The 25,505-nt window shown below is 71.0% G+C and carries 25 protein-coding genes; 7 read left to right on the forward strand and 18 right to left on the reverse strand.

Annotated elements, in window-relative coordinates:
* Window positions 1–176: 176 nt before the first annotated feature.
* From JN22_RS06415 to JN22_RS06440, 6 genes are all read right to left on the reverse strand, one after another.
* Window positions 177–1,058, reverse strand: a complete 882-nt coding sequence (locus JN22_RS06415; RefSeq protein ID WP_223677597.1) for a GNAT family N-acetyltransferase — start codon at window positions 1,056–1,058, stop codon at window positions 177–179.
* 15 nt (window positions 1,059–1,073) lie between these two features.
* Window positions 1,074–1,850, reverse strand: a complete 777-nt coding sequence (locus JN22_RS06420) for an aspartate/glutamate racemase family protein (protein ID WP_085553111.1) — start codon at window positions 1,848–1,850, stop codon at window positions 1,074–1,076.
* A gap of 13 nt (window positions 1,851–1,863) precedes the next feature.
* A complete protein-coding gene (locus tag JN22_RS06425) occupies window positions 1,864–2,712 on the reverse strand; it encodes an ABC transporter permease (protein WP_085553112.1) in 849 nt (282 codons plus the stop codon).
* 4 nt (window positions 2,713–2,716) lie between these two features.
* Window positions 2,717–3,643 (reverse strand): ABC transporter permease, encoded by a 927-nt coding sequence (locus JN22_RS06430; protein WP_179166059.1) that lies wholly within the window; start codon window positions 3,641–3,643, stop codon window positions 2,717–2,719.
* A gap of 75 nt (window positions 3,644–3,718) precedes the next feature.
* Window positions 3,719–5,023 (reverse strand): ABC transporter substrate-binding protein, encoded by a 1,305-nt coding sequence (locus tag JN22_RS06435; protein WP_085553113.1) that lies wholly within the window; start codon window positions 5,021–5,023, stop codon window positions 3,719–3,721.
* 58 nt (window positions 5,024–5,081) lie between these two features.
* Window positions 5,082–6,116 (reverse strand): ABC transporter ATP-binding protein, encoded by a 1,035-nt coding sequence (locus JN22_RS06440; protein ID WP_179166060.1) that lies wholly within the window; start codon window positions 6,114–6,116, stop codon window positions 5,082–5,084.
* Window positions 6,117–6,397: 281 nt separating this feature from the next.
* Between JN22_RS06440 and JN22_RS06445 the strand changes: the two genes are divergently transcribed.
* A complete protein-coding gene (locus JN22_RS06445; protein ID WP_085553114.1) occupies window positions 6,398–7,195 on the forward strand; it encodes a GntR family transcriptional regulator in 798 nt (265 codons plus the stop codon).
* A 6-nt stretch (window positions 7,196–7,201) separates the two neighbouring features.
* Here the strand turns inward: JN22_RS06445 and JN22_RS06450 are convergent, their stop codons facing one another.
* The 8 genes from JN22_RS06450 to JN22_RS06485 all read right to left on the reverse strand — a co-directional run bounded on the left by JN22_RS06450 (window position 7,202) and on the right by JN22_RS06485 (window position 15,346).
* Complete coding sequence (locus tag JN22_RS06450; protein ID WP_085553115.1) at window positions 7,202–7,726, reverse strand: hypothetical protein; 525 nt, start codon at window positions 7,724–7,726, stop codon at window positions 7,202–7,204.
* Window positions 7,727–7,861: 135 nt separating this feature from the next.
* Window positions 7,862–8,695 carry an amino acid kinase family protein gene (locus JN22_RS06455; protein WP_085553116.1) on the reverse strand — a complete coding sequence of 278 codons (834 nt, stop codon included), beginning with the start codon at window positions 8,693–8,695 and terminating at the stop codon, window positions 7,862–7,864.
* 12 nt (window positions 8,696–8,707) lie between these two features.
* Entirely contained in the window at window positions 8,708–9,520 is an 813-nt protein-coding gene (locus tag JN22_RS06460; RefSeq protein ID WP_085553117.1) for an amino acid kinase family protein, read from the reverse strand.
* 262 nt (window positions 9,521–9,782) lie between these two features.
* Window positions 9,783–10,574: a TOBE domain-containing protein gene (locus JN22_RS06465; RefSeq protein WP_085553118.1), complete on the reverse strand. Its 792-nt coding sequence runs from the start codon at window positions 10,572–10,574 to the stop codon at window positions 9,783–9,785.
* A gap of 264 nt (window positions 10,575–10,838) precedes the next feature.
* The gene (locus tag JN22_RS06470; RefSeq protein WP_085553119.1) at window positions 10,839–12,374 is read right to left on the reverse strand and encodes an FAD-dependent oxidoreductase; all 1,536 of its coding nucleotides are present in this window, start codon (window positions 12,372–12,374) and stop codon (window positions 10,839–10,841) included.
* Window positions 12,375–12,461: 87 nt separating this feature from the next.
* Window positions 12,462–13,619: an NADH:flavin oxidoreductase/NADH oxidase gene (locus tag JN22_RS06475; protein ID WP_085553120.1), complete on the reverse strand. Its 1,158-nt coding sequence runs from the start codon at window positions 13,617–13,619 to the stop codon at window positions 12,462–12,464.
* Window positions 13,616–15,043, reverse strand: a complete 1,428-nt coding sequence (locus tag JN22_RS06480; RefSeq protein WP_085553121.1) for an FAD-dependent oxidoreductase — start codon at window positions 15,041–15,043, stop codon at window positions 13,616–13,618. Before JN22_RS06480 ends, JN22_RS06475 begins: the two co-directional genes overlap by 4 nt.
* A gap of 72 nt (window positions 15,044–15,115) precedes the next feature.
* The gene (locus JN22_RS06485; RefSeq protein WP_085553122.1) at window positions 15,116–15,346 is read right to left on the reverse strand and encodes a hypothetical protein; all 231 of its coding nucleotides are present in this window, start codon (window positions 15,344–15,346) and stop codon (window positions 15,116–15,118) included.
* Window positions 15,347–15,673: 327 nt separating this feature from the next.
* On the opposite strand from JN22_RS06485, the gene JN22_RS06490 reads away from it, so the two are divergent.
* The 5 genes from JN22_RS06490 to JN22_RS06510 all read left to right on the forward strand — a co-directional run bounded on the left by JN22_RS06490 (window position 15,674) and on the right by JN22_RS06510 (window position 19,292).
* The gene (locus JN22_RS06490; protein WP_085553123.1) at window positions 15,674–16,900 is read left to right on the forward strand and encodes an ABC transporter substrate-binding protein; all 1,227 of its coding nucleotides are present in this window, start codon (window positions 15,674–15,676) and stop codon (window positions 16,898–16,900) included.
* A gap of 25 nt (window positions 16,901–16,925) precedes the next feature.
* Window positions 16,926–17,285: an NIPSNAP family protein gene (locus JN22_RS06495; RefSeq protein ID WP_085553124.1), complete on the forward strand. Its 360-nt coding sequence runs from the start codon at window positions 16,926–16,928 to the stop codon at window positions 17,283–17,285.
* 111 nt (window positions 17,286–17,396) lie between these two features.
* Window positions 17,397–17,654: an antitoxin MazE family protein gene (locus JN22_RS06500; RefSeq protein ID WP_085553125.1), complete on the forward strand. Its 258-nt coding sequence runs from the start codon at window positions 17,397–17,399 to the stop codon at window positions 17,652–17,654.
* Window positions 17,651–17,980, forward strand: coding sequence for a type II toxin-antitoxin system PemK/MazF family toxin (locus tag JN22_RS06505; RefSeq protein ID WP_085553126.1), 330 nt, complete (start codon window positions 17,651–17,653; stop codon window positions 17,978–17,980). The genes JN22_RS06500 and JN22_RS06505 overlap by 4 nt, the downstream gene beginning before the upstream one ends.
* A 157-nt stretch (window positions 17,981–18,137) precedes the next feature.
* Window positions 18,138–19,292, forward strand: coding sequence for an MFS transporter (locus JN22_RS06510; protein WP_085553127.1), 1,155 nt, complete (start codon window positions 18,138–18,140; stop codon window positions 19,290–19,292).
* A gap of 4 nt (window positions 19,293–19,296) precedes the next feature.
* Here JN22_RS06510 and JN22_RS06515 read toward each other — a convergent pair whose 3' ends face one another.
* Window positions 19,297–20,403, reverse strand: coding sequence for a saccharopine dehydrogenase family protein (locus tag JN22_RS06515; protein WP_211099583.1), 1,107 nt, complete (start codon window positions 20,401–20,403; stop codon window positions 19,297–19,299).
* A 224-nt stretch (window positions 20,404–20,627) separates the two neighbouring features.
* Here JN22_RS06515 and JN22_RS06520 point away from each other — a divergent pair, with 224 nt between their 5' ends.
* On the forward strand, window positions 20,628–21,431 hold the full coding sequence (locus JN22_RS06520; protein WP_085553128.1) for a C40 family peptidase: 804 nt from the start codon (window positions 20,628–20,630) through the stop codon (window positions 21,429–21,431).
* On the opposite strand, the gene cobA is transcribed toward JN22_RS06520, so the two are convergent.
* The 3 genes from cobA to nirD form a co-directional block, all read right to left on the reverse strand.
* A complete protein-coding gene (cobA, locus tag JN22_RS06525; protein ID WP_085553129.1) occupies window positions 21,342–22,145 on the reverse strand; it encodes a uroporphyrinogen-III C-methyltransferase in 804 nt (267 codons plus the stop codon). The genes JN22_RS06520 and cobA overlap by 90 nt on opposite strands.
* A gap of 247 nt (window positions 22,146–22,392) precedes the next feature.
* Entirely contained in the window at window positions 22,393–25,119 is a 2,727-nt protein-coding gene (locus tag JN22_RS06530) for a nitrate reductase (protein WP_085553130.1), read from the reverse strand.
* Window positions 25,112–25,501, reverse strand: coding sequence for a nitrite reductase small subunit NirD (gene nirD / locus JN22_RS06535; protein ID WP_085553131.1), 390 nt, complete (start codon window positions 25,499–25,501; stop codon window positions 25,112–25,114). The genes JN22_RS06530 and nirD overlap by 8 nt, the downstream gene beginning before the upstream one ends.
* Window positions 25,502–25,505: the final 4 nt, after the last annotated feature.

Raw genomic sequence — 25,505 nt, forward strand, 5'->3', positions numbered from 1 at the left:
CTCAAAACAGAATCGTAGGGCACAGGGCCGGGAAACCAGATCAACGGGGCGTCCCCGCAAAAGGATTTCGACACGGATGAACACGGATGCCGGCTGCGCCGGCTCACGGATGACACGGATCGACGGCGATACACCCATCCGTGTCTCAAGACGCCTCCCCCCCCACGGGCTGCTTATCAGCCCAGCTCGAAGGTCGTGATGCCGAACAGCCGCGCGGTGTCGAGGACCGGCGCCAGGCCGAGATACATGCGGGCGGTCTCGAACTGCGGCGTCAGGCCCAACTCCCTGGCCAGTTCCACCGCCGGTCCGTTGCACTCCGGCACGTCGAGGAACAGCGGCGTCTCCCCCTCCTCCTCCCCGACCGCGGCCGCCAGCCCCAGCAGCAGATCGCGCGCGACGGCGGCATCGGCGGCGTAGAGTGGGCCGACCTTGAAGCCCTCGTGGCAAGGGCGGATCACGCCGAAGCCGCGCAACGCGTCGCCGTCCACCGCCGCCAGCGCGACGGCGCCCGGCAGGGCGATCCAGTTGGCGAGGAAGCCGGCGCGCGGCGCCGGGAACAGGGCGCCGTCGAGCGCCAGCAATTCGTCGAAGGGAATGTGGCGGGCGTCCACCAGCGACGTTCCACCGATGGTGCCACGCGGCGCCGATCCGCCGAAGCGGATGTTGCGGTGGGCCAGCGCGAAGCCGGACCTGCGGTAATTCTCCTGCTGGGCGACGACGCCGTCGAGGCCGACGGTGCGGCCCTCCAGACGGCGCAGCCCGGCCTGCCACAGCCGCCAGCCATAGCCGCGCCCGCGCGCCTCCGGCCGCACGATGTAGAAGCCGAGGAAGCCGAAGTTGCCCGGCCCCTCATGCCCCGGATAGCGGACGACGGAAATGGACGCGATCGGTTCGCCGTCGAGCAGGCCGACCAGGAAGCCGCCCGGATCGACCGCGTGGAAGGCCCCGGCGTCATGCAGGCCGGGGTTCCAGCCCTCGTCCCGCGCCCAGTCCACCGCCCGATCCAGCTCGGCCCGGCTCATCACCCGGATGCGATACCCGTCCTGTTCCTGCTCCACCCGCCGCCCCTCCCGTCACTCCACCGCAGGCGGGGCGAAGCGCGCCAGCTCGCCCGCGTACGCCTTCGGCAGCGGGGCAGCGTAGCCGCCGGCCTTGCTGGTGCGCAATCCCAGCGACACCAGCCCCTCGACCAGCTTCACGGCGGCCGACACGCCGTCCACCACCGGGACGCCGGTCTCCTGCCCGAGCGCGCGGGCGAGGTCAGCCATGCCGGCGCAGCCGAGCACGATGCTCTCCGCCCCGTCCTCGTCCACCGCGCGGCGGATCTCGGCGCGCACCCGCTCCACCGCGCCCGAGCCCGGATCCTCCAGCGCCAGCACCGGCACCCCGGCCGCGCGGATGCGGCAGCGGCCGGCGACGCCGTAGCGCTCGGCCAGCCGCTCCAGCGCCGGCACCGAGCGGTGCAGGGTGGTGACCACGGCGAAGCGCCCGCCGAGCAGGCCGGCGGTCTGCATCGCCGCCTCGCAGATGCCGACGACCGGGCCGATGGCGACGCTGCGGGCGGCGTCGAGCCCGACGTCGTCGAAGCAGGCGATCACCGTGCCGTCGATGCCGGCCCCATCAATGCCGGCCCCATCAATGCCGTTTGGCCCGCCCTGGTGGCGGAGGATCTCCTCCAGCAGGCCGGGCACGGCCAGCGCCTCGTCGTAATAGCCCTCGATGCTGGCCGGTCCCATGGCCGGGTTGACGGCGAGAATGTCGGTGCCGGGAAAGGCGGCGGCCCTCGCGGCGGCCCCGATGCGGGCGGTCATCGAGGCGGTGGTGTTGGGGTTGACGACCAGGATGCGCATTGTCGGTCCCTCCTCAGCCGGCTGTCGCGGCGCGCCGCAGCCGGCGGCGCCGCAAGCCGACCAGACCGAGCAGGAACAGCCCGATCACGGTGAAGGAGAACAGGGTCGTCAGGGACCCCAGCGCGTAGAGCACCGGCGTCGTGACGTTGGTGGTCATGCCGTAGATCTCCAGCGGCAGCGTGTTGAAGGAGCCGGCGGTCATCAGCGTGCGGGCGAACTCGTCGTAGGACAGGGTGAAGCCGAACAGCCCGACGCCGATCAGGCTGGGCAGCAGGATCGGCAGCACCACATGGCGCACCGTCTGCCACGGCCCGGCGCCGAGGTCGCGCGCCGCCTCCTCATAGGCCGGGTTGAAGCGGTTGAAGATGGCGAAGACGATCAGCAGCCCGAAGGGCAGCGTCCAGGTCAGATGCGCCCCCAGCGCCGAGCCGTACCAGGTCGGCTCCAGCCCGAGGATGTTGAACAGCAGGCCGATGCCCAGGCTGACCAGGATCGACGGCACGATCAGGCTGGCGACCGCCAGATAGAACAGCGCCCCGCTGCCGGCGAAGCGGCGGCGGAAGGCGAAGCCGGCCAGCAGCGAGAAGACCACCGTCAGCACCATCACCGCCAGCCCCAAGGCGATGGAGCGGCGGAAGGAGCCGCCGAAATCGCCGACCGCCTGCTGTTCGAACAGGTTGCGGAACCAGTGGGTGGAGACGCCGTTCATCGGGAAGGTCAGCCCGCCGTCGGGCCCCTGGAAGGACAGGACCAGGATGGTGGCGATCGGCCCGTAGAGGAACAGCACGAACAGGCCGAAGAAAGCGGCGAGCAGGTAGAAGGACAGGCCGCGCCGGGAGTCGCGTGTGTGGTTTCCACTCATGGGGCTACAGCTCCTTGCGGATGTCGACGACGCGCAGCATCGCCACCACCATGATGAGGACGACGGCGAGCAGCACGACCGCGTTGGCCGCCGCCGCCGGGTATTGCAGAAGCGAAATCTCGTTGGCGATCATCAGCCCGATCGACGCGCTCTGCCCGCCGCTCATCAGGCGCACGGTGATGAAGTCGCCCATCACCAGCGTGACGACGAAGATCGAGCCGATGGCGATGCCGGGCTTGGACAGCGGCAGGATGACCTCGCGCAGCACCTGGAAGCCGCTGGCCCCGCCGTCGCGCGCCGCCTCGACCAGCGCGCGGTCGATGCGCATCATCGAGTTGAAGATCGGCACCACCATGAACAGCGCGTAGAGATGCACGAAGGCCAGCACCACCGAGAAGTCGGAGAAGAGCAGGAACTCCAGCGGCTGGTCGATGATGCCCGCCGAGATCAGCCCGGAGTTCAGCAGCCCGTTGCGGCCGAGGAACGGAATCCAGGAGATCATGCGGATGATGTTGGAGGTCCAGAACGGGATGGTGCAGACCAGGAACAGCACCATCTGCCACGTCGTCGAACGGACATGGAAGGCCAGGAAATAGGCGACCGTGAAGCCGATCGACAGGGTGATCGCCCAGGTCAGCGCCGCGAATTTCAGGGTGTTGAGGTAGGTCTTCCAGGTGACCGGCGAGGTCAGCAGCTCGATATAGTTGGTCAGCACGAAATCCGGGTAGATGCGGATGCTGTCGTAGTCCCAGAAGCTGACGGCGACGATGGTCAGGATCGGCACCAGCAGGAACACCAGCAGCGTCAGCGCCAGCGGCGCCGCCTGGAGGTAGGGAGCGGCCCGGCGCAGCAGCGGCGCGCGGACCCGGCCGCCGCTCCGCGCGGAGGCGGACACGCGCGACGGCTCGGGTGGGGCGGCGGTCATGGTCATGGGCGGGTTGCTCCCGGATGATCGGTTCGAAACCCTCTCCCGGGACGGGAGAGGGTCTGAAAAAGCGTCGGCCCCTTACGCCGCGACGAACTCGTTCCACTTGCGGACCATGTAGCGGTCCTCGTCCATCACCGCGTTCCAGCAGGCGACGCGGCCCATGCGCTCCTCGAAGGAGCCGCCGTCGCGCACGGCGCCGGCCTTCTCCATCACCTTGCCCTCGGGGCTGAGGATGTCGGTCTTGGCCGGCTTGCCCTCCATCCAGAAGGCCCACTCGTCGGCGCTCATGTGCTGCTTGGCGGTGTCGAGCACGGCCGAGTAGTAGCCCTGGCGGTTCAGATAGGCGCCGACCCAGCCCGACAGATACCAGTTGATGTATTCGTAGGCCGCGTCCAGCTCCAGCCCGCTCAGATGCTTGGCGATGCCGAGACCGCCGCCCCAGGCGCGGTAACCCTCCGTCAGCGGCTGGTAGACGCACTGGATGCCCTTGGCGCGCACGGCGGCGACGGCCGGCGACCACATCGACTGGATGATGACCTCGCCCGACGACATCAGGTTGACGCTCTCGTCGAAGGTCTTCCAGAAGGCGCGGAACTGGCCGGCCTTCTTGGCCTCGGTCATGATCTTGAGGGTCTTGTCGATCTCCTCCTTGGTCATGTTGCCCTTGTCGCCGTACTTCACCTCGCCCATCGCCTCGCAGACCATGGCGGCGTCCATGATGCCGATGGAGGGGATGTTCAGCAGCGACGCCTTGCCCTTGAAGGCCGGGTCGAGCAGATCCTTCCAGCTGGAGATCGGGCGGCCGACCAGATCGGGGCGGATGCCCAGCGTGTCGGCGTTGTAGATGGTCGGGATCAGGGTCATCCACTGGGTCTGGCCCTTGGCGAACTTGACCGAATCCTTGCCCTCGACAAAGCCGACGGTGTGCGGCGCGGTGCCCTGGGCGATGGCGCTGGAGGGCGTCAGCTTGCCGTTGATGAAGATCGGGACGATCTTGTCGAAATTCTTGATGCGGGTGACGTCCATCGGCTGCATGACGCCGGCCGGGAAGATCTTCTTGCCGATCCAGTATTCGATGTCGGCGATGTCGTAGGATTTCGGCTGCGTCACCGCGCGCTGGGCGACCGCGTCGGAATCGAGCGCGGTCATTTGCAGGGTGAAGCCGAGATCCTCCTTCACCTTGTCGGCGACGGCGTTGAGGTTCGACACGCCGGTGCCGAACTGGCGCAGCGTCACGTTCTTGATGTTCTGCGCCCAGATGGTCGGGAAGCCGGTGATCGCCCCGGACCCGACGGCGGCACCCGCGACGGCGGCCGTCCCCTTGAGCAGCGAGCGGCGGCTGACGCCCTTCGGGGCGGGGGAGCCGGAACGCGTGTCGGACATGCTGAGCCTCCAGTTCTGATTGGTTGTCTTGGTCGTCGCGAAAGGGAAGAGGGGACGATCACGCCACCAGCGGGTGGGTGTCGCGCCGGCTCCAGCCGGCGAGCACGCGGTCGCCGATGGACAGCGGGGAATCGAAGAATCGCGCCTCGTCGAGAATCACGGCGAAATCGTCCGCGCCCGGCACGTCGAGGCTGAGATGGACCGAGGAGCCGTGATACTCCAGCATCCGGACCGTGCCCTCGACGCTGACATCAGCGCTCCCGTCGCCCAGCCGGATGCGGTCGGCGCGCACGGCGTCCTGCCCGCCCGCGCCGGCGATGACGTTGTGGCCGCCGATGAAGCGGGCGACGAAGGCGGTGCGCGGCCGGTTGAACAGCTCGCGCGGCGGCCCGGCCTGCTCGATGCGGCCCTGGTTCATCACCACCGCGAGGTCGGCGAGCGCCATCGCCTCGGTCTGGCTGTGGGTGACGTGGACGAAGGTGATGCCCAGTTCGCGGTGCAGGCGCTTCAGCTCCTCGCGCATGCGCACCCGCAGGAAGGGGTCGAGCGCCGACAGCGGCTCGTCGAGCAGCAGCACGCCCGGCCGGGTGATCAGCGCGCGGGCCAGCGCCACGCGCTGCTGCTGCCCGCCGGAAAGCTGCGCCGGCAGGCGGGCGGCATACTTGCCCATGTCGACCAGCTCCAGCATCTCGCCGGCGCGGCGGCGGCGCTCCTCCTTGGGAACCCCCTTCATCTTCAGGCTGAAGGCGACGTTGTCGGTGCAGTCGAGGTGCGGGAACAGGGCGTAGCTCTGGAACATCATCGCGGTACCGCGCTTGGCCGGCGGCTCGCCGTTCATCACCGAATCGCCGATCAGCAGGTCGCCGTCACTGATGTCCTCGTGCCCGGCGATCATCCGCAGGGTGGAGGTCTTGCCGCAGCCGCTCGGCCCCAGCAGGCAGCAGTAGGAGCCGGCGGCGATGCGCAGGTCGATGCCGTCCACCGCGACGGTGGCGCCGTAGGCCTTGCGCAGCTTCACCAGTTCGACCGGCAGCCCGGTGGCCGTGATGGCGGTGGCTGTGATGCCGGTGGCCGTGATGGCGGTGGCGGTCATCCCTGTCGCTCCCCTTCTTGTGCACAATCCAGGCGCCGATCCGGCACAAGGCGGAATTTGCAGGATGCATGCCAGGGATGAAGGGCAGGCTTTCCGCCAGCGCTCAAACGCCCGAAAGGGGAGCAATGACCGCTTGCGCGGCGTGTTGCCGCCCTTTTGGGCAGAGGGGAGGCCGGCGCGGTCCCGGCGGCGGCGCCAACCGATTGCGGTTCAATCCTGGCGCATTTTGTGCACAATCCCGTGACCATGCACGCCCGTCAGCCACCGTCCCCCATCCGGCCATGAAGACAGCCCCGACCGCCCCCCCGCCCCGCCGCGCCAGCCGTGGCCGCAGCGGCGCCGAAGCCCGCATCGTCCAGAGCATCGGCGAGGCCATCGCCGACCGCCGGCTGCCGCCCGGCACCAAGCTGGCGGAGGAAAGCCTCGCCCAGGTCTTCGGGGTCAGCCGCGAACGGGTGCGCAAGGTGCTGCTGCTGCTGGCGCAGCGCCGGGTGGTGACGCTGATCCCGAACCGGGGCGCCTTCGTCGCCAAGCCGACCGCGCGGGAGGCGCGCGAGGTGTTCGAGGCCCGCCGGGTCATCGAACGGGCGATCATGGAGACGCTGGACCGCCTCGCCCGGCCGCTGCCGCCCGGCGTCCTGGCGCGGCTGAACGAGCACCGCGCCCGCGAGGAGGCGGCGGAGGCCGCCGGCGACCGCAAGGCGCTGATCCGCCTGTCCGGGCAGTTCCACCTGCTGCTGGCGGAGTTCGCCGGCAACGCGACGCTGGCCGGCATCCTCGGCGACCTGATCGACCGCTCCGGCCTTGCCATCGCCGCCTTCGAGCGGCGCTCGTCGCACAGCTGCTCGGCCGAGGATCATCGGCGGCTGATCGACGCGCTCGCCAATCCGCAGGGGGCCAATCCGCAGGGGGCCAATCCAGGTCGGGCCGGTCCCGGATCGGATGGAGAGCGGACGGGCGAGGCGGTGCGCCTGATGATGGAGCATCTCGACACCATCGAACGCCAGCTCGACCTGGAGGCCAAACCGGAACCGCAGATCGATCTGAAAAGCGTCTTCGCCGGTGCGGACGGCGAGTAGGGCGGCCTATCCGCCGGGCCGTCGGGCGTCGGTCCCCTTCCTGTCGTCCGCCTCCTCGGCGGCGGAGACGGCGGGATCGATGCGGATGCTCTCGGCCCGGCGGCCGATCCACTGGAAGCTGGCCAGCCCGACCACCATCAGCACCACCACCGCCAGCAGCAGCGACGGGTAGACGATGGCGGAGATCTCGGAGGTCCGCGCCTCGAACACCAGCACCAGCCCTTCCAGGCTGGCGGCGACGATGATGGTGGTCAGGAACTTCGTCAGGGTGCGGCGGGCCTCGTCGGCGTGGCGCAGCTCGCGGTCACGATCGATCTCCTCCTCGTAGAGGTACTTGGCGATCTCGAAGACGGCGATGGACAGCACGATCAGCCCCACCCCGTCCAGCAGGGCGGAGGTGAGCTGCTCGGGGTGCATCGACACCGCCCCCTCCACCACGGTCAGCGCCGCCACGCCGATGAACACCAGCGCGAACAGCGCCAACGTCGTGGCCGCCAGCAGATACATCGCCCGCGACGCAATCTGGAACATGCCTGTCCACCCCGCTTCCGCCATCCACGCCGACAGGGAAACGCGCAGGGCGGCGGTTCCGCCCGGCGGAAGCGCGGGAATTCCGGGGCAGGCCGCCCCGCCGATCGGTGGAACCGGCGGGGTTCGCGGGCCCGCTCAGCCCCGGTGCGCGCCGGTGCGGACGATCGTCCCGACATGCTCGCCGCGCAGCGCGGCGGTCAGCCGGCCCGGCACCAGCCCGTTGACGATCTGCACGCGCTCGATGTGGCGGGCGTTCGCCATGATCTCGGGCAGCGAGCGGTCCACCGGCAGCGTGCCGTCGAAGCCGGCGAGATCGGCGGCGGACACCTCGCGGATCAGTTCCGCCGTCTCCCCATCGGGGCCGTTGGGGTCGGCGGTGCAGACGCCGTCGACGTCCTCGACGATCGTCAGCCCGGCCGCGCCGAGCGCGTCGGCCAGCAGGAAGGCGCCGGCGTCGGCCCGGTGCGGCGGGATGCGCGAGCCCGGAAACTCGTGGTGGTGATAGGGCGGGAAGGCGCTGCCCACCACGGCGCGGGCCGCCGCCAGATGGATGGCGAGCTGGCTGGCGATGGTCGGGTGCTCGACGTAGGACACCCCTTCCGGCGCCAGCAGCGAGGCGAGGATGTGGCCGTTCTGCCCGGCCTCGCTGGCGGCGAGCGGCGCCAGCGACCCGACCGGCAGGCCGAGGTCGAGCCCGACGCCGTAGAGATGGCGGGCGCGGATGCCGGCGCCGGTCAGGATGAGCAGACGGTGCTCGGGCAGCAGCCGGCGGATCTCGTCCACGACCGGAAGGATGGCCTCGGCGCCGCGGTCCATGATGGAACGGCCGCCGATCTTGACGACCTGCAACCAGGGCAGCAGCCGGATCGGGCGCACGCCGGCCACCGGGCGGGTCAGGTCGCTGTCGAGCAGCGTCTGGCGCGCGAGCGGCGAGGCCACATGCTTGATGCTGGTGGTGGTGTCGGGCATGGCGATGGTCCCTCAGCTCGCGGTGATGATGGTGCCGACCGGCTCGCCGGCGAGCGCGCGGGTCAGGTTGCCGGGAACGAGGCCGTTCACGATCTGCACCTGACGGACATGGCGCGCCTGCTTCAGCAGGTCGAGCACCGGGAATTCCAGGATCGAATCCTGCAATCCCCTGGCCTTCATCTCGTCGACCGAGATTCGCGGGATGAAGGTGGCGTCCCTGGAGGTCTTCGGGTTGGCGGTGTGGAGACCGTCCTCGTCCTTCACGTAGATCATCGCCTTGCAGCCGAACTGCTCGGCGACCAGGAAGCAGCCGGCGTCGGTGCGGTAGGGCGGGATCACGCTCTCGGCGGACGGGCGGATCCACAGCTTGTACGGGGGCATGCCGCCGAAGACGACGCCGTTCACCTCGGCGAGGTAGAGCGGCACCGCCGAAAGCCCGGCGCTCTCCACCGCGGAGATGCCGTGCCTGGCGAGCAGCTGCCCCAGCATCGCGGCGTTCTGGTCGGCCACCGAGGCGCCGAGCTGCGCCAGCACGCCCGCCGGCAGGTTGAGCCCGGCGGCGATCGAGTAGAGGTGGCGGGCGCGGGTGCCGGCGCCGGTGCCGATCAGCAGCTTGTGCGCCCTGCGCGCGGCGACGATCTCGTCCACCAGCGGGTAGACGGCGGCGCGGCCACGGTCGATGACGCTCTGCCCGCCGATCTTGAGCACCGTCGCGTCGGGCAGGATGCGGAAGTCCGCCGCCGCCTCCGCCGCCGCCTGGAGCTGCGCGTCGGTCAGGGACCGCTGCATGAGGAGCGCTTCGAGCGCCGCTGTCGTCTCGGTCATCCGGGAGCTTCCCTTTCTTCGCTGCGCGCCGGCGCCGTCCGCCACCCCCGCCCAACCTCATAGCGGGACCGGCCTTTCGCCCTAGGCGCTGAAGGGAAAATGCTCCCCTCCCGCTCGCCCGTCAATGGAGAAACGGCCAAACATCGTTGTATTTCATAGCGTTATAAAGACAGACCATATAACGGTCGCGGGGGGCCTCAACCGCTTCGCCCGCCCCGTTGCGTCGGCCTGCATCCGACGCAGGCCGGCGCGGCGGCCCCCGTCAGTTCGCCGCCAGGATGACGTGCGAGGCGTCGATCAGCGCGCAGGCCCGGTCGCCGACCGACAGGCCGAGCTCCTTCGCCGCCGCCAGCGTGACGAGGGCGACCAGCGTCTTGCCGTCGCCGATGTCGAGCGTCACCTCGCTGTTGACGGCGCCGTCCTCGCGGCGGGCGACGACGCCCTCGATGCGGTTGCGCGCCGAGGTGCGGCGCGCCTCGTCGGCCGCCGCGAGGATGACGAAGGAGGCCTTGATCAGCGCCGTCGCCTCGCGGCCGGGGAACAGCCCCAGATCGCGCACGCTGTCGCGGGTGATGACGGCGGTCAGCGCCACCCGGTCCGACAGGGCGAGCGTCACCTCGGCGCTCACCGTCCCGTCGGCGATGGCGGCAACCGTCCCGCCGAGCGCGTTGCGCGCGCTGGTCCGCATGAAGAGCCCCCACATCAGTGTCGCCGCCGACAGGCCGGTCCCGTCCGGTCCCGGCTGCATCGCGCTCAGCGCCCGCGCCATCTCGCCTTCCAGATGATGGAAGACCGCCACCACCCGCGCGCCCTCGGCCGTCAGCACGGCGCCGCCGCCCTTGCGCCCACCGGCCCGGCCGTCGACCAGGGGCCGCCCGAACAGGTTGTTCATGGCGTCGACGGCGTCCCAGGCGGCCTTGTAGGTGATGCCGGCCGCCCGCGCCGCGGCGGAGATGCTGCCCTCCCGCGCCACCGCCTCCAGCAGCCGGATGCGCTCGGCCCCGACCGGCGACCCATTGGCCGCGGCAAAGGAAAGCTGGACGCGAACCGGCATGGCCGACCTCGTGAGCGACGCTGTATGGCAGAACTATATAACCGCTATATTTGCGTGTGTATATCCACCTTTCCCGGCTGTGGACCAGACCGCCGCCGCCCATGGACAATCCGCCGCCGCAAGCTGGGTCGCATGGTGGGTCGCGGGGTGGTTTCCCGGCCCAGGGCGGGCCTGCCGCATTGTGTTCCCATGAATACAAAGGGACTGCGCCCCGATCCTCGCCGATCCCCGCCGGCATTCCGCCGGCGCGGTCGGCCCCCTGCCCTACGTCACGGCCTCCACGGGTCGCGCCGCCGTCGCGGGCGCCGCCGTGGCGGCGTGGCGGCCGGCCAGCCGGCCGGAGGTGAAGGCCCAGGCGAGATGATGGCCGTGCCCCTCCAGCAGCAGCCCGCCCTGCCCGACCGAACCCACCGCGTAGAGCCCCGGAATCACCCCGCCGTCGGCGCGCGTCACCTGATGGTCGCGGTTCACCGTCAGCCCGCCGTCGGTCAGGATGATCCAGCTCTTGACCGGCCCCAGCGCGTGGTACGGCCCCTTGCCCAACGGCGGCCGCCCGCCCGGCGCGGCGTTGTGGGCCTCCACCGCCCCGCGCAGCGCCTGGACCGGCACCCCCATCGAGGCGGCCAGATCCCCGACCGTGGCGCCGCTGTGGTAGAGATCCGGCCGCGTCCGCTTGTAGTCGCCGAGATAGGCGTAGGCGACGCCGGGCGCGGTCGAGATGAAATAGGGCCAGGCGCGGAACTTGCGGGCCACGCTGTCGTCGAACACGATGTAGCCGACCTTGTCGGGCTGGTCGGCCAGCGCGTAGTTGGGCGTGCCGAGTTCGTCGGTGAAACGCTCGCCGCGCTTGTTGACCAGGATGGCGCCCTCGCGGAACAGGCTCGGCTCCGGACTGAGGTAGGTCGTCACGAAGGACAGGATGAAGGGCCGCAGCATCCAGGCCGGCAGCCGTTCCAGGGCGACGCGCATCGCCCCGGTCAGCCAGCGGTGCGGCGGCAGGCGCAGCAGCACGCTGGGCTTGGCCGGCGGCATGAAGCGCAGGTTGGGACCATAGACGATCTCGCCGAACCGCACCTCGGCCCCGAGTTCCTCGCCGAAGCGGTGGCCGTCGCCGACGTTCGTGGTGTTCACCCCGTCCACCGCGGCCACCGCCGGGTTGAAGCGGCGCTTCCAGTCGGGGCTGGAGGAATAGTCGCCGGTCGCCAGGATCACCGCGCGGCGCGCCCGCAGCTCATGCGGCACCCCGCCGATGCGGGCGGCGACGCCGACGACACGGCCGTCCTCGACCAGCAGCCGCTCGACGGCGGCGCCGACCCGCGCATCCACCCCGACCCGGCGCGCCTCGCGCGACACGAAATAGATGTAGGCGCGCGAGTTGGGGAGCACATTGTGCATGCGCGGCTGGCGGTGCGGCGGCTCGGGCATCGGCCCGTGGAAGGTGACGCCCAGCGACATCAGCCACGCCACGCTGTCCGGGACGTTCTCGACCAGGATGCGGCGCAGCTCCTCGTTGTCCTTGGCCGCCAGTTCGCCGGCGAATTTCGCCATGTCCTCGAAATGCGCCTGGGTGTCGTCCTTGATGCCGGCGCGGCGCTGGTGCCAGGTGCCGGTCGATGTGATCGAGCCGATCGACAGGCCGGTGCTGCCGCGCAGCTCCGTGTGCTTTTCCAGAAGGACGACCTTCGCGCCCTCCTGGCGGGCGAAGATGGCGGCGGTCAGGCCGGAGCCGCCGCCGCCCACGACAACGATGTCGGTCTCTTCCCGGACGGTCCGGTCGCGGGTGTCCGTGGTGCTGGTCATGTCACGTCTTCTCCCATGGGGGTGCCGTCCGGCGCGCGGGGTGCGCGCGGCCGGCGGCGAACTCGTCGGTCCGGTCGATAACCCCGGTCAGCCCGCCTTGCGGTCGAGCGTCCGCGCCCGGCGGCTCAGCCACCAGCCGGCCTGCTCGGGCCAGCCGGTGAAATCGCCCTCGCCGGTCAGTTGCTGACGGGCGCGCAGCGGCCAGTTCGGGTCGGCCAGCGCCTCGCGCCCGACGGCGACGAGGTCGGCCTGCCCGTCGCGCAGGATCGCCTCCGCCTGCGCCCCATCCAGGATCAGCCCGACCGCCATCGTCGCCACGCCCGCCTCGCGCCGGATCGTCCCGGCGAAGGGCACCTGGAATCCGGGGTGGCGCGGCACGGCGGCGGCCGTCGCCGACACCCCCACCATCCCACCCGACGAGCAGTCGACGACGTCGACGCCGATCCCGGCCAGCGCTCGGGAGAAGGCGACGCTGTCCTCCAGCGTCCAGCCGCCCTCGATCCAGTCGGTCGCCGAGATGCGGACGAACAGCGGCCTGTCCGCCGGCCACGCCGCGCGCACCGCCGCCGCCACCTCCAGCGGAAAGCGGCAGCGCCCCTCGAAGTCGCCGCCATAGCCGTCGGTCCGCCGGTTGCTCAGCGGCGACAGGAACTGGTGCAGCAGATAGCCGTGGGCGCAATGCAGCTCCGCCACCGCGAAACCGGCGTCGAGCGCCCGCAGCGCCGCCGCCCGCCACGCCTCGACCAGCGCCGCGAGGTCGTCGCGGTCGAGTTCGCGGGGCGTCGGCCAGCCCTCGGCGACGGGGAGCGGGCTCGGCGCCACCACCGGCCAGGGCGGCTCGCCGCGCGCGGCGTCGTCGGGCCCAAGCGGCCCGTGCCCCTGCCAGGGGCGCTGGCTGGCCGCCTTGCGCCCGGCGTGGCCGAGCTGGATGCCGGGCACCGCGCCGAACTCCGCCAGCATCGTCGCGATGGCGCGCAGGCCGGGGATCTGGCGGTCGTCCCACAGGCCGAGGTCGCCCGGCGTGATGCGGCCCTGCTCGGTCACCGCCGTCGCCTCGACGAAGACCAGCCCGGCCCCGCCCATGGCGAAGCGGCCGAGATGGACCCGGTGCCATTCCCCGGCCACGCCATCGACGGCGGAATATTGGCACATCGGCGAGATGACGATGGGGTTGCGCAGCGTCACCGCCCGCAGGGCGAGCGGCGAGGCGATGCGGGGGACGCCCTCTTGCGCGACGGCGCTCACCGGGCGGTGACCTCGCGGCCGAGGGCGCGGGCGGCGGCCTCGGCGGCGCGCAGGCCGGTGACCGCCGACTTGGTCAGGCCGCCGACATAGCCGATGGCGTCGCCGCCCTCCAGCCCGCCGGTGGTCGCTCCCGCCGCGAACAGCCCGTCGATCGGGCTGCCGTCGGCGCGCGTGACCCGGCTGTGGTCGTCGATGGCGATGCCACCCATCGTGTAGGTCATGCCGGCGACCAGCCGGATCGCCTGGAAGGGGCCGGTGCGGATCGGGAAGGGCCGCGCCCGGCCGGTGCCGCGCGGCGGAGCCAGATCCTCCGTGCGGCCCCCGTCCACGGCGGCGTTGTAGGCGGCGACCGTCGCCGCCAGCCGGTCGGGGGGAATCCCGAGCTGGCCCGCCAGCCCCTCCAGCGTGTCGGCCTGGACCACCGTGCCGCCGACGCGCGGCAGGTGCGGGTTGGCCGGGATGATCGATTCGGTGGCCGGCCCGTCCCAGATCGGGCGGTCGAAGATCACGGTGGCGCTCAGCGGGTCGGCGAGCTTGGCGATCCTGTTGGTGACGTAGACGCCGCCCCGCCCCTCGTCGACGAAGCGCTCGCCGTCGCCGTTCACCACGACGCCGGCCATGACGATCTCGTCGAGCCACGGGTAGGGCCAGAGCCTGTCGTTGCGCAGCGCGTCCTGGCAGAGGATGTGGCCGTACACATAGGGCGTGCCGAGCGTCGCCGCCCCGGCCCGCACCGCCATGCGCAGCCCGTCGCCGCCGCCGGTGCCGGCCCCGCGCTGGCGCACGCCGTCGGGCGCCGGGGAGACATGCTCGCGCACCAGCTCCGGGTCGCCCTGGAAACCGCCGTCGGCGATGACCACGCCCGCCGCCTGATAATGGACGCTTCCGCCGTCGCGCTCGGCGCGCAGCCCGACGACACGGCCGTTCTCCACCATCAGCTCGCGGACGCGGACGCCGCGCTGAAGGCTGCCGCCGCGCTTCTCCAGGTTGGCGCCCAGCGTGCGCAGCAGCGTGTCGCCGCCCCGCCCCTCCCAGTTCAGGCCCGGCTGCGGCAGGGCCGGCGGGGCCAGCACGGTGTCCTGCCAGTCGCGCGGGCCGGCCTTCAGGAAGCGGATTCCCTGCTTGCGCAGCCAGTCGACGGCGCGCGGCGCCTCGGTGGCGATCATCGTCACCAGCGGCTCGGCGACGAAGTTGCCGGTCTCATCGCGGATGGTCGCCTTCACCTCCTCCACCGGGCGGTGCAGGCTGCGCATGCCGATGTGGAAGGCGCCGCCGGTGAAGCGCGAGTTGCACAGATAGCGGTCGTCCGTGCCCTTCTCCAGCACCAGCACCTTCAGGCCCAGCTCGGCGGCGCGGTTGGCCGTGACCAGCCCGGCGATGCCGCCGCCGACGACGATCAAGTCGGCGCTCAGATCGGCTTTCATCCTCGTTCCCTCCCAGGGATTTGTTTTTGGGCGATTGCTTGAGCGATTGTTCCCGTGCCCGCCGTGCGGCGGCTATTTCGGCAGCAGCATGTCGGAGATGATGGCGACCAACTCGGCGAAGGCCTTCATCACCAGGAACAGCAGCGGCGCGCTCAGCGCCAGCACCAGGGCGGCGCCGCCGCCCCAGCCGGACAGCAGGGCGACCACGGCGACGAACAGCGGCGCCAGCCCGGCGACGACGGCCAGCCAAAGGCCATATTGGACGACGAAACGAACCGCCGGATAATTCTGCTCTGGCGACATGTCCCTAACCCCGTGTTTGCGGTGATGGCGACGGAAGCGTGGCCCGGCGGCGGAGCGCCCTGTCCCGCGGCGGGTCCCGCGGCGGGTCCGGCCGGGCCGGCAAAACTTCAGACGCCATATTGTTGACAGTTCACAATCATGATGTACACTGATAATACGTATGCTGTCAATATGCGGCGAGAGACGCAAGGCGGGCGCAGCGGGAGGGGACGGGTCGAACCGGCGCCGCTCCCGATCGACGATCCGCCAAGCCGCGGCAGCCTGCGGGCGCCCCACACAACGAACGCGCGACCGCACCAAGCGCGTTCATCCCAAGGGAGGGAAAGCATGAACACCCGCAACTCGGCGCTGGCCCTGGGAACGACCGCCCTCGGCCTGACCCTGCTGGCCGGCGGCCCGGCCTTGGCCGCCTTCACCGACAACGTCGTCCGCATCGGCGTCCTCAACGACCAGTCGGGCCTCTACGTGGACATCATGGGCCACGGCTCGATCGCCGCCGCCCGCATGGCGGTGGAGGATTTCGGCGGCAGGATCGGCGACACGCCCATCGAGGTCGTCGCCGCCGACAACCAGAACAAGGCCGACGTCGGCTCCGCCATCGCCCGGCAATGGTACGACGCCCAGGGCGTCGACATGATCGCGGAGATCGCCAACTCCTCGGTGGCGCTGGCGGTGGTCGACATCGCCAAGCAGAAGAACAAGGTCGCCATCGTCTCCGGCTCCAACACCAACCGGCTGACCGGCGATTCCTGCACGCCCAACCACGTCCACTGGGCCTTCGACAACTACGCGCTGGCCAACGCCACCGCCCGCGCGGTGGTCAAGCAGGGGGGGACCTCCTGGTTCTTCATCACGTCGGACTACGCCTTCGGCCATGACATGGAGAAGCAGGCCGGCGACATCGTGAAGCAGTCGGGCGGCACGGTGGTCGGCTCGGTGCGGGCGCCGCTGAACACGGCCGACTTCGCCTCCTATCTGTTGCAGGCGCAGGGATCGGGGGCCAAGGTGATCGGGCTGGCCAACGCCACCGCCGACTTCACCAACACGGTCAAGCAGGGCAAGGAGTTCGGCATCCTCGACGGCGGCCAGCGCTTCGCCGGCCTGACCGTCTATCTGACCGACATCGACGGGCTGGGGCTGGAGGCGGCGCAGGGAACCCTGCTAAGCGTGCCCTTCTACTGGGACCTGAACGACCGCACCCGCAAATTCTCCAACCGCTTCTTCGAGCGCCACGGCAAGATGCCGACCGCCTATCAGGCGTCGGTCTATTCGCAGGTCACGCATTACCTGAAGGCGGTCAAGGCGCTGGGCAGCGACGGCGACGGCCGCGCGGTCGTCGCCAAGATGAAGGAGCTGCCGACCGACGACGACGCCTACGGCCAGGGCTCGGTCCGCGTCGACGGGCGCAAGCTGCACCCGATGTACCTGTTCCAGGTGAAGACTCCGCAGGAATCGAAGGGGCGCTGGGACTATTACAAGCTGGCCGGAACGATCCCGGTCGAGGAGGCGTGGAAGCCGCTCGACCCCGCCTGCCCGCTCGTCCCCCGCACCTGACCATCCCCATTCGACGGAGGTTCCGTTGGTCGTCGAAGAACGCACCTATGTCCTGCACACCGGCGTCAGCCTCGCCGACTACCTGCGCATCTACGAGACGGAGGGGCTGCCGGCGCAGAAGCCGATCCTCGGCGGCTTCCTCGGCTATTTCGTCACCGAGTTCGGCACCCAGAACCAGCTCGTCCATCTCTGGGCCTACGCCGACCTGGAGGACCGACGGGCGCGCCGGGCGGAGTTGGCGACGAACGCGCAATGGCTGGGCTGCCTGGCAAAGATCCGGCCGATGATCATGACCATGGAGAACCGGATCATGTACCCGACCGGCTTCTCGCCGATCCGCAGCCTGCCGGTGCGGACGGGACAGCCGGACACGGCGCTGGCCTGACCCTTCTTTCGGGGAAAAACGTTGCAGGGGCTCGCCCAGTCCCTGCACGTTCCCGTTGCCGCCGCCGCATCGGATCACTAGGTTACATGAAACCAGCGGAGGGAACGGTGGATGACCGGTCGCCGAACATCGGGCGCCAAGTCGAGCGCCACCACGTCGAACGCCACCACGTCGAACGCCAAGGTGTCTGCGCACCGCAACCGGCTTCGGGCACAGGGGCTCCGCCCGGTCCAATTCTGGGTTCCGGACACCCGCAACGGAAAATTCGTGGCGGAGGCCCATCGGCAATCCCTCAACGTCGCCGCGTCCCACGGTGAGGCCGAGGACCAGGCGTTCATTGATTCCATCTCGATCCTCGACGACGAATGAAGCGGGGAGAGATTTGGACGGTCGCTGGCGGTGGCGGCCCGTATTCCGGCAAGCCGCGTCCCTGCGTGATCGTGCAGAGCGATCTCTTCGACGCCACGACTTCGATCACCGTCTGCCTGCTCACGGGTGAGGACGCCGACGCACCGCTCCTGCGACCGAAGATCGAGCCCGCCTCGGAAAACGGCCTGCGGGAAGCCTCGTGGGTGGAGGTCGACAAGATCGTCACCACGCGGCGCGCTAACCTGGGCAAGCGCATCGGCGTGCTGACGGACAGGAACATGGCGGCCATCGGAACGGCGATGCTGGTTTTTCTTGGAATCGCTTGACGCGGCGCCATCCGCAAGGCGGCGAGCCGGGTGCCCCCCGCAACCGGCGCATGACAGCCACGCCCAACCCCCAACGCCATGGCGCCCGGCTTCGCGGTTAAGCTTCAGGCCCTTAACCGTTCACCGCAACCCTTCACCGCCGAGCCGCCGCCACGCCATGCGCCTGATCCTCCTTCTCGGCCTCGCCGGTTTCGCGAGCGCCTTCTCCCTGCGCACCACCGATCCCATGCTGACGATCATCGCCGCCGACCTCGACGTGTCGGTGCGGCAGGCGGCGCTGCTGGCCTCGGCCTACACGCTGCCCTACGCGCTGATGCAGATCGTGCTGGGGCCGGTCGGCGACGCCATCGGCAAGTCCCGGCTGATCCGGCTGGCGCTGATGGTGCTGACCGTCGGGCTGGCGCTGTCGGCCATCGCGCCCTCCTACGGCACGGTGATGGCCGGGCGCATCCTGGCCGGGGCGTTCGCCGGCGGCATCATCCCGGCCTCGATGGCGCTGATCGGCGACCGCGTCGCCTACGGGGAGCGCCAGATCGCCATCAGCCGCTTCCTGCTGGCGGTCATCCTCGGCCAGATGTCCGGCTCGGTGGTGGCCGGAATCATGGCCGAGGCGTATGGCTGGCGCGCCGTCTTCGGGCTTGCCGCCGGGCTGACCGCGCTGATCTGCGCCGCCGCCCTGGTCGGCCTGCGCGGCGAGGTGGAGGCCCGCTCGCCGCTGTCCGTCGCCGACGCGCGGCGGCGCTACGCCACCGTGCTGACCAACCCGGCCTCGCTGTTCGTCTTCGCCACCGTGGCCGGCGAGGGGCTGCTGATCTTCGGCATCTTCCCCTTCGTCGCCCCGGTCCTGATGGCGCACGGCGCGTCCGGCGCCTTCGAGGCCGGGCTGACCATCGCCGCCTTCGCCATCGGCGGAGTCGCCTACAGCGCGGTGGTGCGGCGGCTGATCGCCTCGCTCGGGCAATGGGGGATGATGCAGGCCGGCGGGCTGCTCGCCGGGCTGGCCTATCTGGTCATCGCCTTCCCGGTGCCCTGGCCGGTGGTCAGCGCCGCCTTCCTGGTCGCCGGCTTCGGATTCTACATGCTGCACAACACCATGCAGACCCAGGCGACGGAGCTGGCGCCGACCGCGCGCGGCTCGGCGCTGGCGCTGTTCGCCTCCTCCTTCTTCCTCGGGCAGGGCATCGGGCCGGTGCTGTACGGCGCCGTCGCCGACCACACCGGCTTCCCGCCGCTGTTCCTGGGCGTGGGGGTGCTGACCGCCCTGCTCGGCTTCGCCTCGGTCCGGCTGATCCGCCGCCCCCGAGCCGCCTGAATCCTCAGGCGGCGTAGTAACGCCCGAAGCGGTTGGCGAGGAACAGGGCGAGCGGCACCTGTTCCTGCCGGACGAAGCCGGCCTGCGGGATCGAGCCCTCGCGCAGCAGGTCGAGGATCGCGCAGATGCCGGCGGCGGTGGTCACCTGGATGGCGCTCCAGGTCTGGCCGCCGCCCATGGGACCCGGGATCACCTTGCTGTAGATCTTGGTCACGAAGGTCTCCTGCCGCAGCTCGCCCTCCTGCATCCCGGTGGCGGTGGCGACGACCAACACGACGTCCTGCAACGTCAGCGGGACCGCCGTCTCCAGAACGTCCTTCAGCAGATGGCGCCGCTCGCCCAGCCGCAGGTCGCGGATCAGCAGGCGGACGATGTCGCGGTGGCCGGGGTAGCGCACCGTCTTGTAGTCGAGGTTGCGCACCTTGCCGGCCAGCGTCGCGCACAGCGAGCCCAACCCGCCCGAGGTGTTGAACGCCTCGTAATCGACTCCGTCCAGGGCGAAGCGCTCGTCGCCCTCCAGCGGCATCACCTCGCGCGGGACGCCGTCGACGATCGCCTCGCACGGGTTGCAGTATTCGTTGATCAGCCCGTCGGTGCTCCAGGTCAGATTGTATTTCAGGGCGTTGGTCGGGTATTGCGGCAAGGCGCCGACCCGCAGATGCAGGTTGTGCAGCTCGTCGAAGCGGCGGGCGAGGTCGTGGCCGACGACCGAGATGAAGCCCGGCGCCAGCCCGCATTGCGGAATCAGCGCGCTGCCGGCGGTCTCGGCCAGCGCCTTGACGGCGCGGGTAGCGGCGACGTCCTCGGTGAGGTCGAGGTAATGGGCGCCGGCGGCAACGGCGGCGGCGGCGATGCGCGGGGTCAGGCTGAAGGGACAGGCGCTGACCACCGCCTGCTGCCCGGCGACGGCGGCGCGCAGCGAGGCGTCGTCCTCGACATCGACGCGCTGAATTCGAAACCCGGACCGCTCGGCGCGGGCCAGCAGCCCTTCGTCGCGGTCGCCGACGGTGACGGCGAAATCGCTGGCGCCGTTGCCGGTCTGCGTCAGCAGCGTGGCGATCATCGAGCCGATCTTGCCGGCGCCCAGAACCAGAACCTTCATCGTGCCCATGGCTTGTGCCCTTCCCTGTTCCCTGGTTGGCGACGGTGACGCCGCACTCCAAAGGTGGCCGGCAGGCACGCCGGGCGACAGCGGGCAAAGCGCCGGATCGCCGGCCGATTTCCGTCGAAATGACGGAACTGCCGACGAATCGCCGGATCATGGTTTCCCCGTCGCGCCGGCCCGGCGGGCGGGTTATGGTTTCAGCCATCCGTTCGGCAACCACGGCACCGGCCATGACCCAGACCGCCCAGACCCGCCAGCTCACCGCCCCGCACGCCGTCCTGCTGGAGGAACCGCGCGACGGCGTTCCCCAGACCAGCGAGATGATCCTCGGCGAGCGCTTCGACGTGCTGGAGGAGTGGGAGGGCTGGCTGCGGGTGGCGAACCGCTTCGACGGCCATGTCGGCTGGTTGCCGCCCGGCACGCCGCACGCAGATCCGGTAACGCCGACCCACCGGGTCCGCGCCCTGCGCGCCGACCTGCACCCGGCGCCGACCCACAAGGCGCCGCCGCTGGCGCCGCTCAGCGTCGGGTCGCTGGTGACGCTGGACGGGCGGGCCGACAATGGCTGGGTCGGCGTCGGCGACGGGCTGTGGCTGTTCGGCAAGGGACTGGAGCCGGTGGAGGCTCCCCCCGTCGCCGACCACGTCGCCACCGCGCTGCGCTTCCTGGAGACCCCTTACGTCTGGGGCGGGCGCAGCGCCTTCGGGATCGACTGCTCCGGGCTGGTGCTGACCGCGATGGCCGCCGCCGGGGTGGTGTCGCACCACAGCAGCGGCAAGCAGCGCCAGGACGGGCGGCTCGGCGCCTGGATCTCCGACGATGGCCGGGACGTCGCCTACGAGCGCGGCGACATCGTCTTCTTCCCCGGCCATGTCGGGATCATGCTGGACGGGACGCGGCTGCTGCACGCCACCGTCTTCACCATGTCGGTGGTGGTCGAGCCGCTAGCCGACGTCGCCGCCCGCGCCGAGAGTATCAACGGCGTGCGCCGCCCCCACGCCCACGCCCACGGTGCCAGCGCCGCGCGGGCGTAGCGCCTCGCCGACCAGCAGCAGCGTCGGCCCCCTCCCGGCGGCGACACCGTCCGCCGCCATGGCGCCGAGCGTGGTCCGGTGTTGGCGCTCGTCGGGGCGGCAGCCGTTCTCCACCGCCAGCACCGGGGTGTCGGGCGGCAGGCCGGCCCCGGTCAGCCCCTGCCCGACCGCGCGGGCCTGCTCGCGCCCCATGTAGATCGCCAGCGTGCCGTTCGGGTCGGCCAGCCGCGCCCAGTCCGGTTCGAACCGCTCGCCGTCCCGTCCATGGGCGGTGACGAAGGTGACGGCCCGCGCGACGCCGCGCCTGGTCAGCGACAGCCCGGTCGAGGCGGCGCAGCCCAGCGCGGCGGTGATGCCGGGGACGACGCGGACCGGGATGCCGAGGCCGTCGAGATGGTCGATCTCCTCGCCGGCCCGGCCGAAGATCATCGGGTCGCCGCCCTTCAGCCGGACGACGCGGCGGCCCATCAGCGCCTGCGCGCCGATCAGCGCGTTGATCTCGTCCTGCGGCAGGGAGTGTCGGCCGGACCGCTTGCCGACGCAGATCCGCTCCGCCTTCGGGTGGGCGAGGTCGAGAATGCCGTCGCTGACGAGGTGGTCGTAGAGCACGACGTCGGCCGCCGCCAGCGCCTTGACCGCCGCGACGGTCAGCAGATCCGGATCGCCCGGCCCGGCGCCGACCAGCGTGACGGAGCCGGTGGCGGGACGGGGCATCCCCTTCCCCACCCGCGCGCTTTCCCCCTCTCCCCCCCGGAGAGAGGGGCGGGGTGAGGGGGAAAACGCCGCCGACAGACGCGCGAAGGTCTGCAACAGGGGGTTCAGCCAGTCCCGCAAAATCCCGCCACGCACCCCCCTCACCCCAACCCTCTCCCCGCCTATCGGCGAAGCGATGCTTCGCCTGTCGGCATCGCAAGCGATGCTTGCGATGGGGGGGAGAGGGAGCGGCTCGCCAAAATGAAGCTCACGCCATTTCGCGCCGATGAGCATGACGAAGCACCTCCTTGAGTTCGGGAACGCAGGATCCGCAGTTGGTGCCGGCCTTCAGGGCGGCGCCGATCTCCTGCACGCTGGTCATGCCCTGGTCGCGGATCGCGGCGATCAGGCGGTTGACGCCGACGCTGAAACAGGAACAGACGATCCGCCCCTCGTCGGCCCTGGCCCCCGGCGCCCGGCCGGCGAGCAGCGCGCCGCGCAGGCCGTCGTCCACCCCGTCCGCCTCCAGCAGCCCGGCCAGCCAGTCGCGGCCCGGCAGGCGGGAGGCGGCGGCCGTGGTGGCGGTGACGAACAGGCAGGCTTCCAAACGGTCGCCGCTCAGCCACGCCTTGCGGTACCCGCCGCGCGCCGCGTCGCTGAATTCGATCACCGCACCGTCAGGCGCGAAGCCCGGCAGCCAGCCCGTATCAAGATCTGCGGGGATCGCGCCGGTGCCGGCCATCTCGATCAGGTGCCCGCCGGCCACCGCGCGCCGCGCCCAATAGCCGCCATGGGCCGGCTCGACCGGCCGGCGGGTCAGCAGGAAGGCGGTCCAGCCGGGCCGGTAAGGCTGGACGGTCGCCGGCATCCGCTTCAGGTCGGGCTGGCCGGATTGCGGATCGACCGCCTCGTCATCGACCAGACGGCCGATCACGCAGGATCCGGTGAAGCGGTCGGTCCAGTGCATCGGCAGGAAGGCGGTGCCCTCCCCCTGCCCGTCGGTGACCCGGACCCGCGCCAGCGCCTCGCCGGCCACGGTGACGACGCGCGCCAGCCCGCCATCCTCCAGCCCGCGCGCGGCGGCGTCGGCCGGGTGGACGTCCAGGCACGGCTCCGGCGCGTGGGCCGACAGGCGCGGCGCCAGCCCGGTGCGGGTCATGGTGTGCCACTGGTCGCGCAGCCGCCCGCTGTTCAGCAGCAGGGCGCCGTCGGGCAGCGAGCGCGGCAGCGCCCGCGTCGTCACCGGGACGAAGCGCGCCCGCCGGTCTTCGGTGAGGAAGCGGCCGTCGGCGAACAGGCGCTGCCGGGGCGCCTCCCCCGCCCGCCACGGCCAGGGGAAGGGGGCGAGCGTTTCAAATTCAGCGTCGCCGATCCCGGCCAGCGCGCCGATGTCGAAGGCGCGCTCGCTCATCCAGTCCGCGCCGTTCTCGAAGGCGGACAGCGCGGCGTGCTCGCGGAACACGCCGGCGGCGCTCTCATAGGCGAAGGCATCCGCGAATCCCATCCGCCGTGCCACCTGGGTGAGGATCCACCAATCCGGCCGCGCCTCGCCCTCGAACGGGCGGAAGGCGCGCTGGCGCGAGATGGTGCGGTCGGAGTTGGTGACGGTGCCGTCCTTCTCGCTCCAGCCCGCCGCCGGCAGGCGGATGTGGGCGAGGCGGCCGGTGTCGGTGTCGCGGATGCAGTCGGAGACGACGACCGTCGGGCAGTTCGCCAGCGCCCGGCGGATCCGGCCGGCGTCGGGCATGCTGACGGCCGGGTTGGTCGCCATGATCCACACCGCCTTGACGCTGCCGCGCTCGATGGCGCGGAACAGGTCGACCGCCTTCAGCCCCGGCTTCACCGCCATGCGCGGCGCGTCCCAGAAGCGGCGGACGCGGTCGACCTCCTCCACCGTGAAGCCCATGTGGGCCGCGAGCTGGTTCGCCAGACCGCCGACCTCGCGCCCGCCCATGGCGTTGGGCTGGCCGGTGACGGAGAAGGGCCCCATCCCCGGCTGGCCGATCCGCCCGGTCAGGAAATGGACGTTCAGGATGGCGTTGACGGTGTCGGTGCCCTGGGACGACTGGTTGACGCCCTGGGAATAGACGGTGACGACCCGCTCGGTCGTTGCAAATTCAGCGTAGAAGGCAGCGACCTCCGCCTCGCTGAGTTTGCAACGCCGCGCGACGGTGGCGATGTCCGGCGCCTCGGCCCTGGCCGCGGCCAGCGCGTCCTCCGATCCGCTGGTGCGGCGGCCGACGAAAACGGCGTCGGTGCGGCCGGTGGCGTGCAGATAGGCCAGCAGCCCGTTGAACAGCACCGAATCCGTGCCGGCGGCCAGCGCCAGATGGCGGTCGGCCCCGTCCACGCTGGCGGTGCGGCGCGGGTCGACGACGACGATCCGCGTCCCCTGCGCCGCCCTGGCGGCCAGCAGACGCTGGTTCAGCACCGGGTGGCACCACGCCAGATTGGACCCGACCAGAACCACGAGCTTGGCCGTTTCAAAATCAGCGTAGGTCCCCGGCACCGCGTCGGCGCCCAGCCCACGCTTGTGCCCGGCCACCGAGGAGGCCATGCAGAGCCGGCTGTTGGTGTCGATGTTGGCGCTGCCGATGAAGCCCTTCATCAGCTTGTTGGCGACGTAGTAGTCCTCGGTCAGCAGCTGGCCGGAGACGTAGAAGGCGACCGAGTCCGGGCCATGCTCGGCGATGGTGTCCTTGAAGCGCGTTGCGACTTCAGCGAGGGCCGTGTCCCAGGCGACGCGCCGCCCGCCGATCTCCGGATGGAGCAGCCGGCCGCCGGCCTCGCCCGGCACCAGCGTGTCGGCCAGCGCCGAGCCCTTGGAGCAGAGACGCCCCCGGTTGGCCGGATGGTCGGAGTCGCCGCGCACGGCAACGCGGCCATCCGCCGCCACGCCGGCGACCACGCCGCAGCCGACCCCGCAATAGGGGCAGGTGGTGCGGACCTCCCGCGCGGCGGCTCCGGAGGCGGCCGGCTCCGCCCCGTCAAACATGGCAGGCGCCCTTGCAGCCGCCGCGCGCCGGCCTGGCGAGGCCGAGCGCGATGGTGATGGTCCGGCCGACCAGCCGCACCGGGATGTGGCCGGCGTTGCCCTCGTCGGGGGCGACGGCCTCGCCGGTCGCCAGCTCGATCACCCAGTTGTGCAGCGGGCAGGTGACGCGGCGGCCGTGGACGATGCCCTGCGACAGCGGGCCGTTCCTGTGCGGGCAGCGGTCCTCCAGCGCGAAGACCTCGTCGGAGGCGGTGCGGAACAGGGCGATGTTGCCGGTGGCGGTGCGGACCACGCGGGATCCCAGCACCGGGATGTCGTCCACCGTGCCCACTTCGGTCCACAGGACGCTCTGGCTGTCGATGTCGGCGATGATCTGATCCATGGTC

The organism is Azospirillum agricola, from assembly GCF_020005195.1.
Classification (GTDB): domain Bacteria; phylum Pseudomonadota; class Alphaproteobacteria; order Azospirillales; family Azospirillaceae; genus Azospirillum; species Azospirillum agricola.

Coding starts and splice junctions, on each gene's coding strand:
- JN22_RS06435 (WP_085553113.1), bottom strand. CDS start 5,023: ATGTCCGACACGCGTTCCGGCTCCCCCGCCCCGAAGGGCGTCAGCCGC.
- JN22_RS06455 (WP_085553116.1), bottom strand. CDS start 8,695: ATGCCCGACACCACCACCAGCATCAAGCATGTGGCCTCGCCGCTCGCG.
- JN22_RS06425 (WP_085553112.1), bottom strand. CDS start 2,712: ATGAGTGGAAACCACACACGCGACTCCCGGCGCGGCCTGTCCTTCTAC.
- JN22_RS06430 (WP_179166059.1), bottom strand. CDS start 3,643: ATGACCATGACCGCCGCCCCACCCGAGCCGTCGCGCGTGTCCGCCTCC.
- JN22_RS06465 (WP_085553118.1), bottom strand. CDS start 10,574: ATGCCGGTTCGCGTCCAGCTTTCCTTTGCCGCGGCCAATGGGTCGCCG.
- JN22_RS06450 (WP_085553115.1), bottom strand. CDS start 7,726: ATGTTCCAGATTGCGTCGCGGGCGATGTATCTGCTGGCGGCCACGACG.
- JN22_RS06515 (WP_211099583.1), bottom strand. CDS start 20,403: ATGGGCACGATGAAGGTTCTGGTTCTGGGCGCCGGCAAGATCGGCTCG.
- JN22_RS06420 (WP_085553111.1), bottom strand. CDS start 1,850: ATGCGCATCCTGGTCGTCAACCCCAACACCACCGCCTCGATGACCGCC.
- JN22_RS06460 (WP_085553117.1), bottom strand. CDS start 9,520: ATGACCGAGACGACAGCGGCGCTCGAAGCGCTCCTCATGCAGCGGTCC.
- JN22_RS06530 (WP_085553130.1), bottom strand. CDS start 25,119: ATGTTTGACGGGGCGGAGCCGGCCGCCTCCGGAGCCGCCGCGCGGGAG.
- JN22_RS06480 (WP_085553121.1), bottom strand. CDS start 15,043: ATGAAAGCCGATCTGAGCGCCGACTTGATCGTCGTCGGCGGCGGCATC.
- nirD (WP_085553131.1), bottom strand. CDS start 25,501: ATGGATCAGATCATCGCCGACATCGACAGCCAGAGCGTCCTGTGGACC.
- JN22_RS06490 (WP_085553123.1), top strand. CDS start 15,674: ATGAACACCCGCAACTCGGCGCTGGCCCTGGGAACGACCGCCCTCGGC.
- JN22_RS06485 (WP_085553122.1), bottom strand. CDS start 15,346: ATGTCGCCAGAGCAGAATTATCCGGCGGTTCGTTTCGTCGTCCAATAT.
- JN22_RS06440 (WP_179166060.1), bottom strand. CDS start 6,116: ATGACCGCCACCGCCATCACGGCCACCGGCATCACAGCCACCGCCATC.
- JN22_RS06500 (WP_085553125.1), top strand. CDS start 17,397: ATGACCGGTCGCCGAACATCGGGCGCCAAGTCGAGCGCCACCACGTCG.
- JN22_RS06510 (WP_085553127.1), top strand. CDS start 18,138: ATGCGCCTGATCCTCCTTCTCGGCCTCGCCGGTTTCGCGAGCGCCTTC.
- JN22_RS06470 (WP_085553119.1), bottom strand. CDS start 12,374: ATGACCAGCACCACGGACACCCGCGACCGGACCGTCCGGGAAGAGACC.
- cobA (WP_085553129.1), bottom strand. CDS start 22,145: ATGCCCCGTCCCGCCACCGGCTCCGTCACGCTGGTCGGCGCCGGGCCG.
- JN22_RS06445 (WP_085553114.1), top strand. CDS start 6,398: ATGAAGACAGCCCCGACCGCCCCCCCGCCCCGCCGCGCCAGCCGTGGC.
- JN22_RS06520 (WP_085553128.1), top strand. CDS start 20,628: ATGACCCAGACCGCCCAGACCCGCCAGCTCACCGCCCCGCACGCCGTC.
- JN22_RS06505 (WP_085553126.1), top strand. CDS start 17,651: ATGAAGCGGGGAGAGATTTGGACGGTCGCTGGCGGTGGCGGCCCGTAT.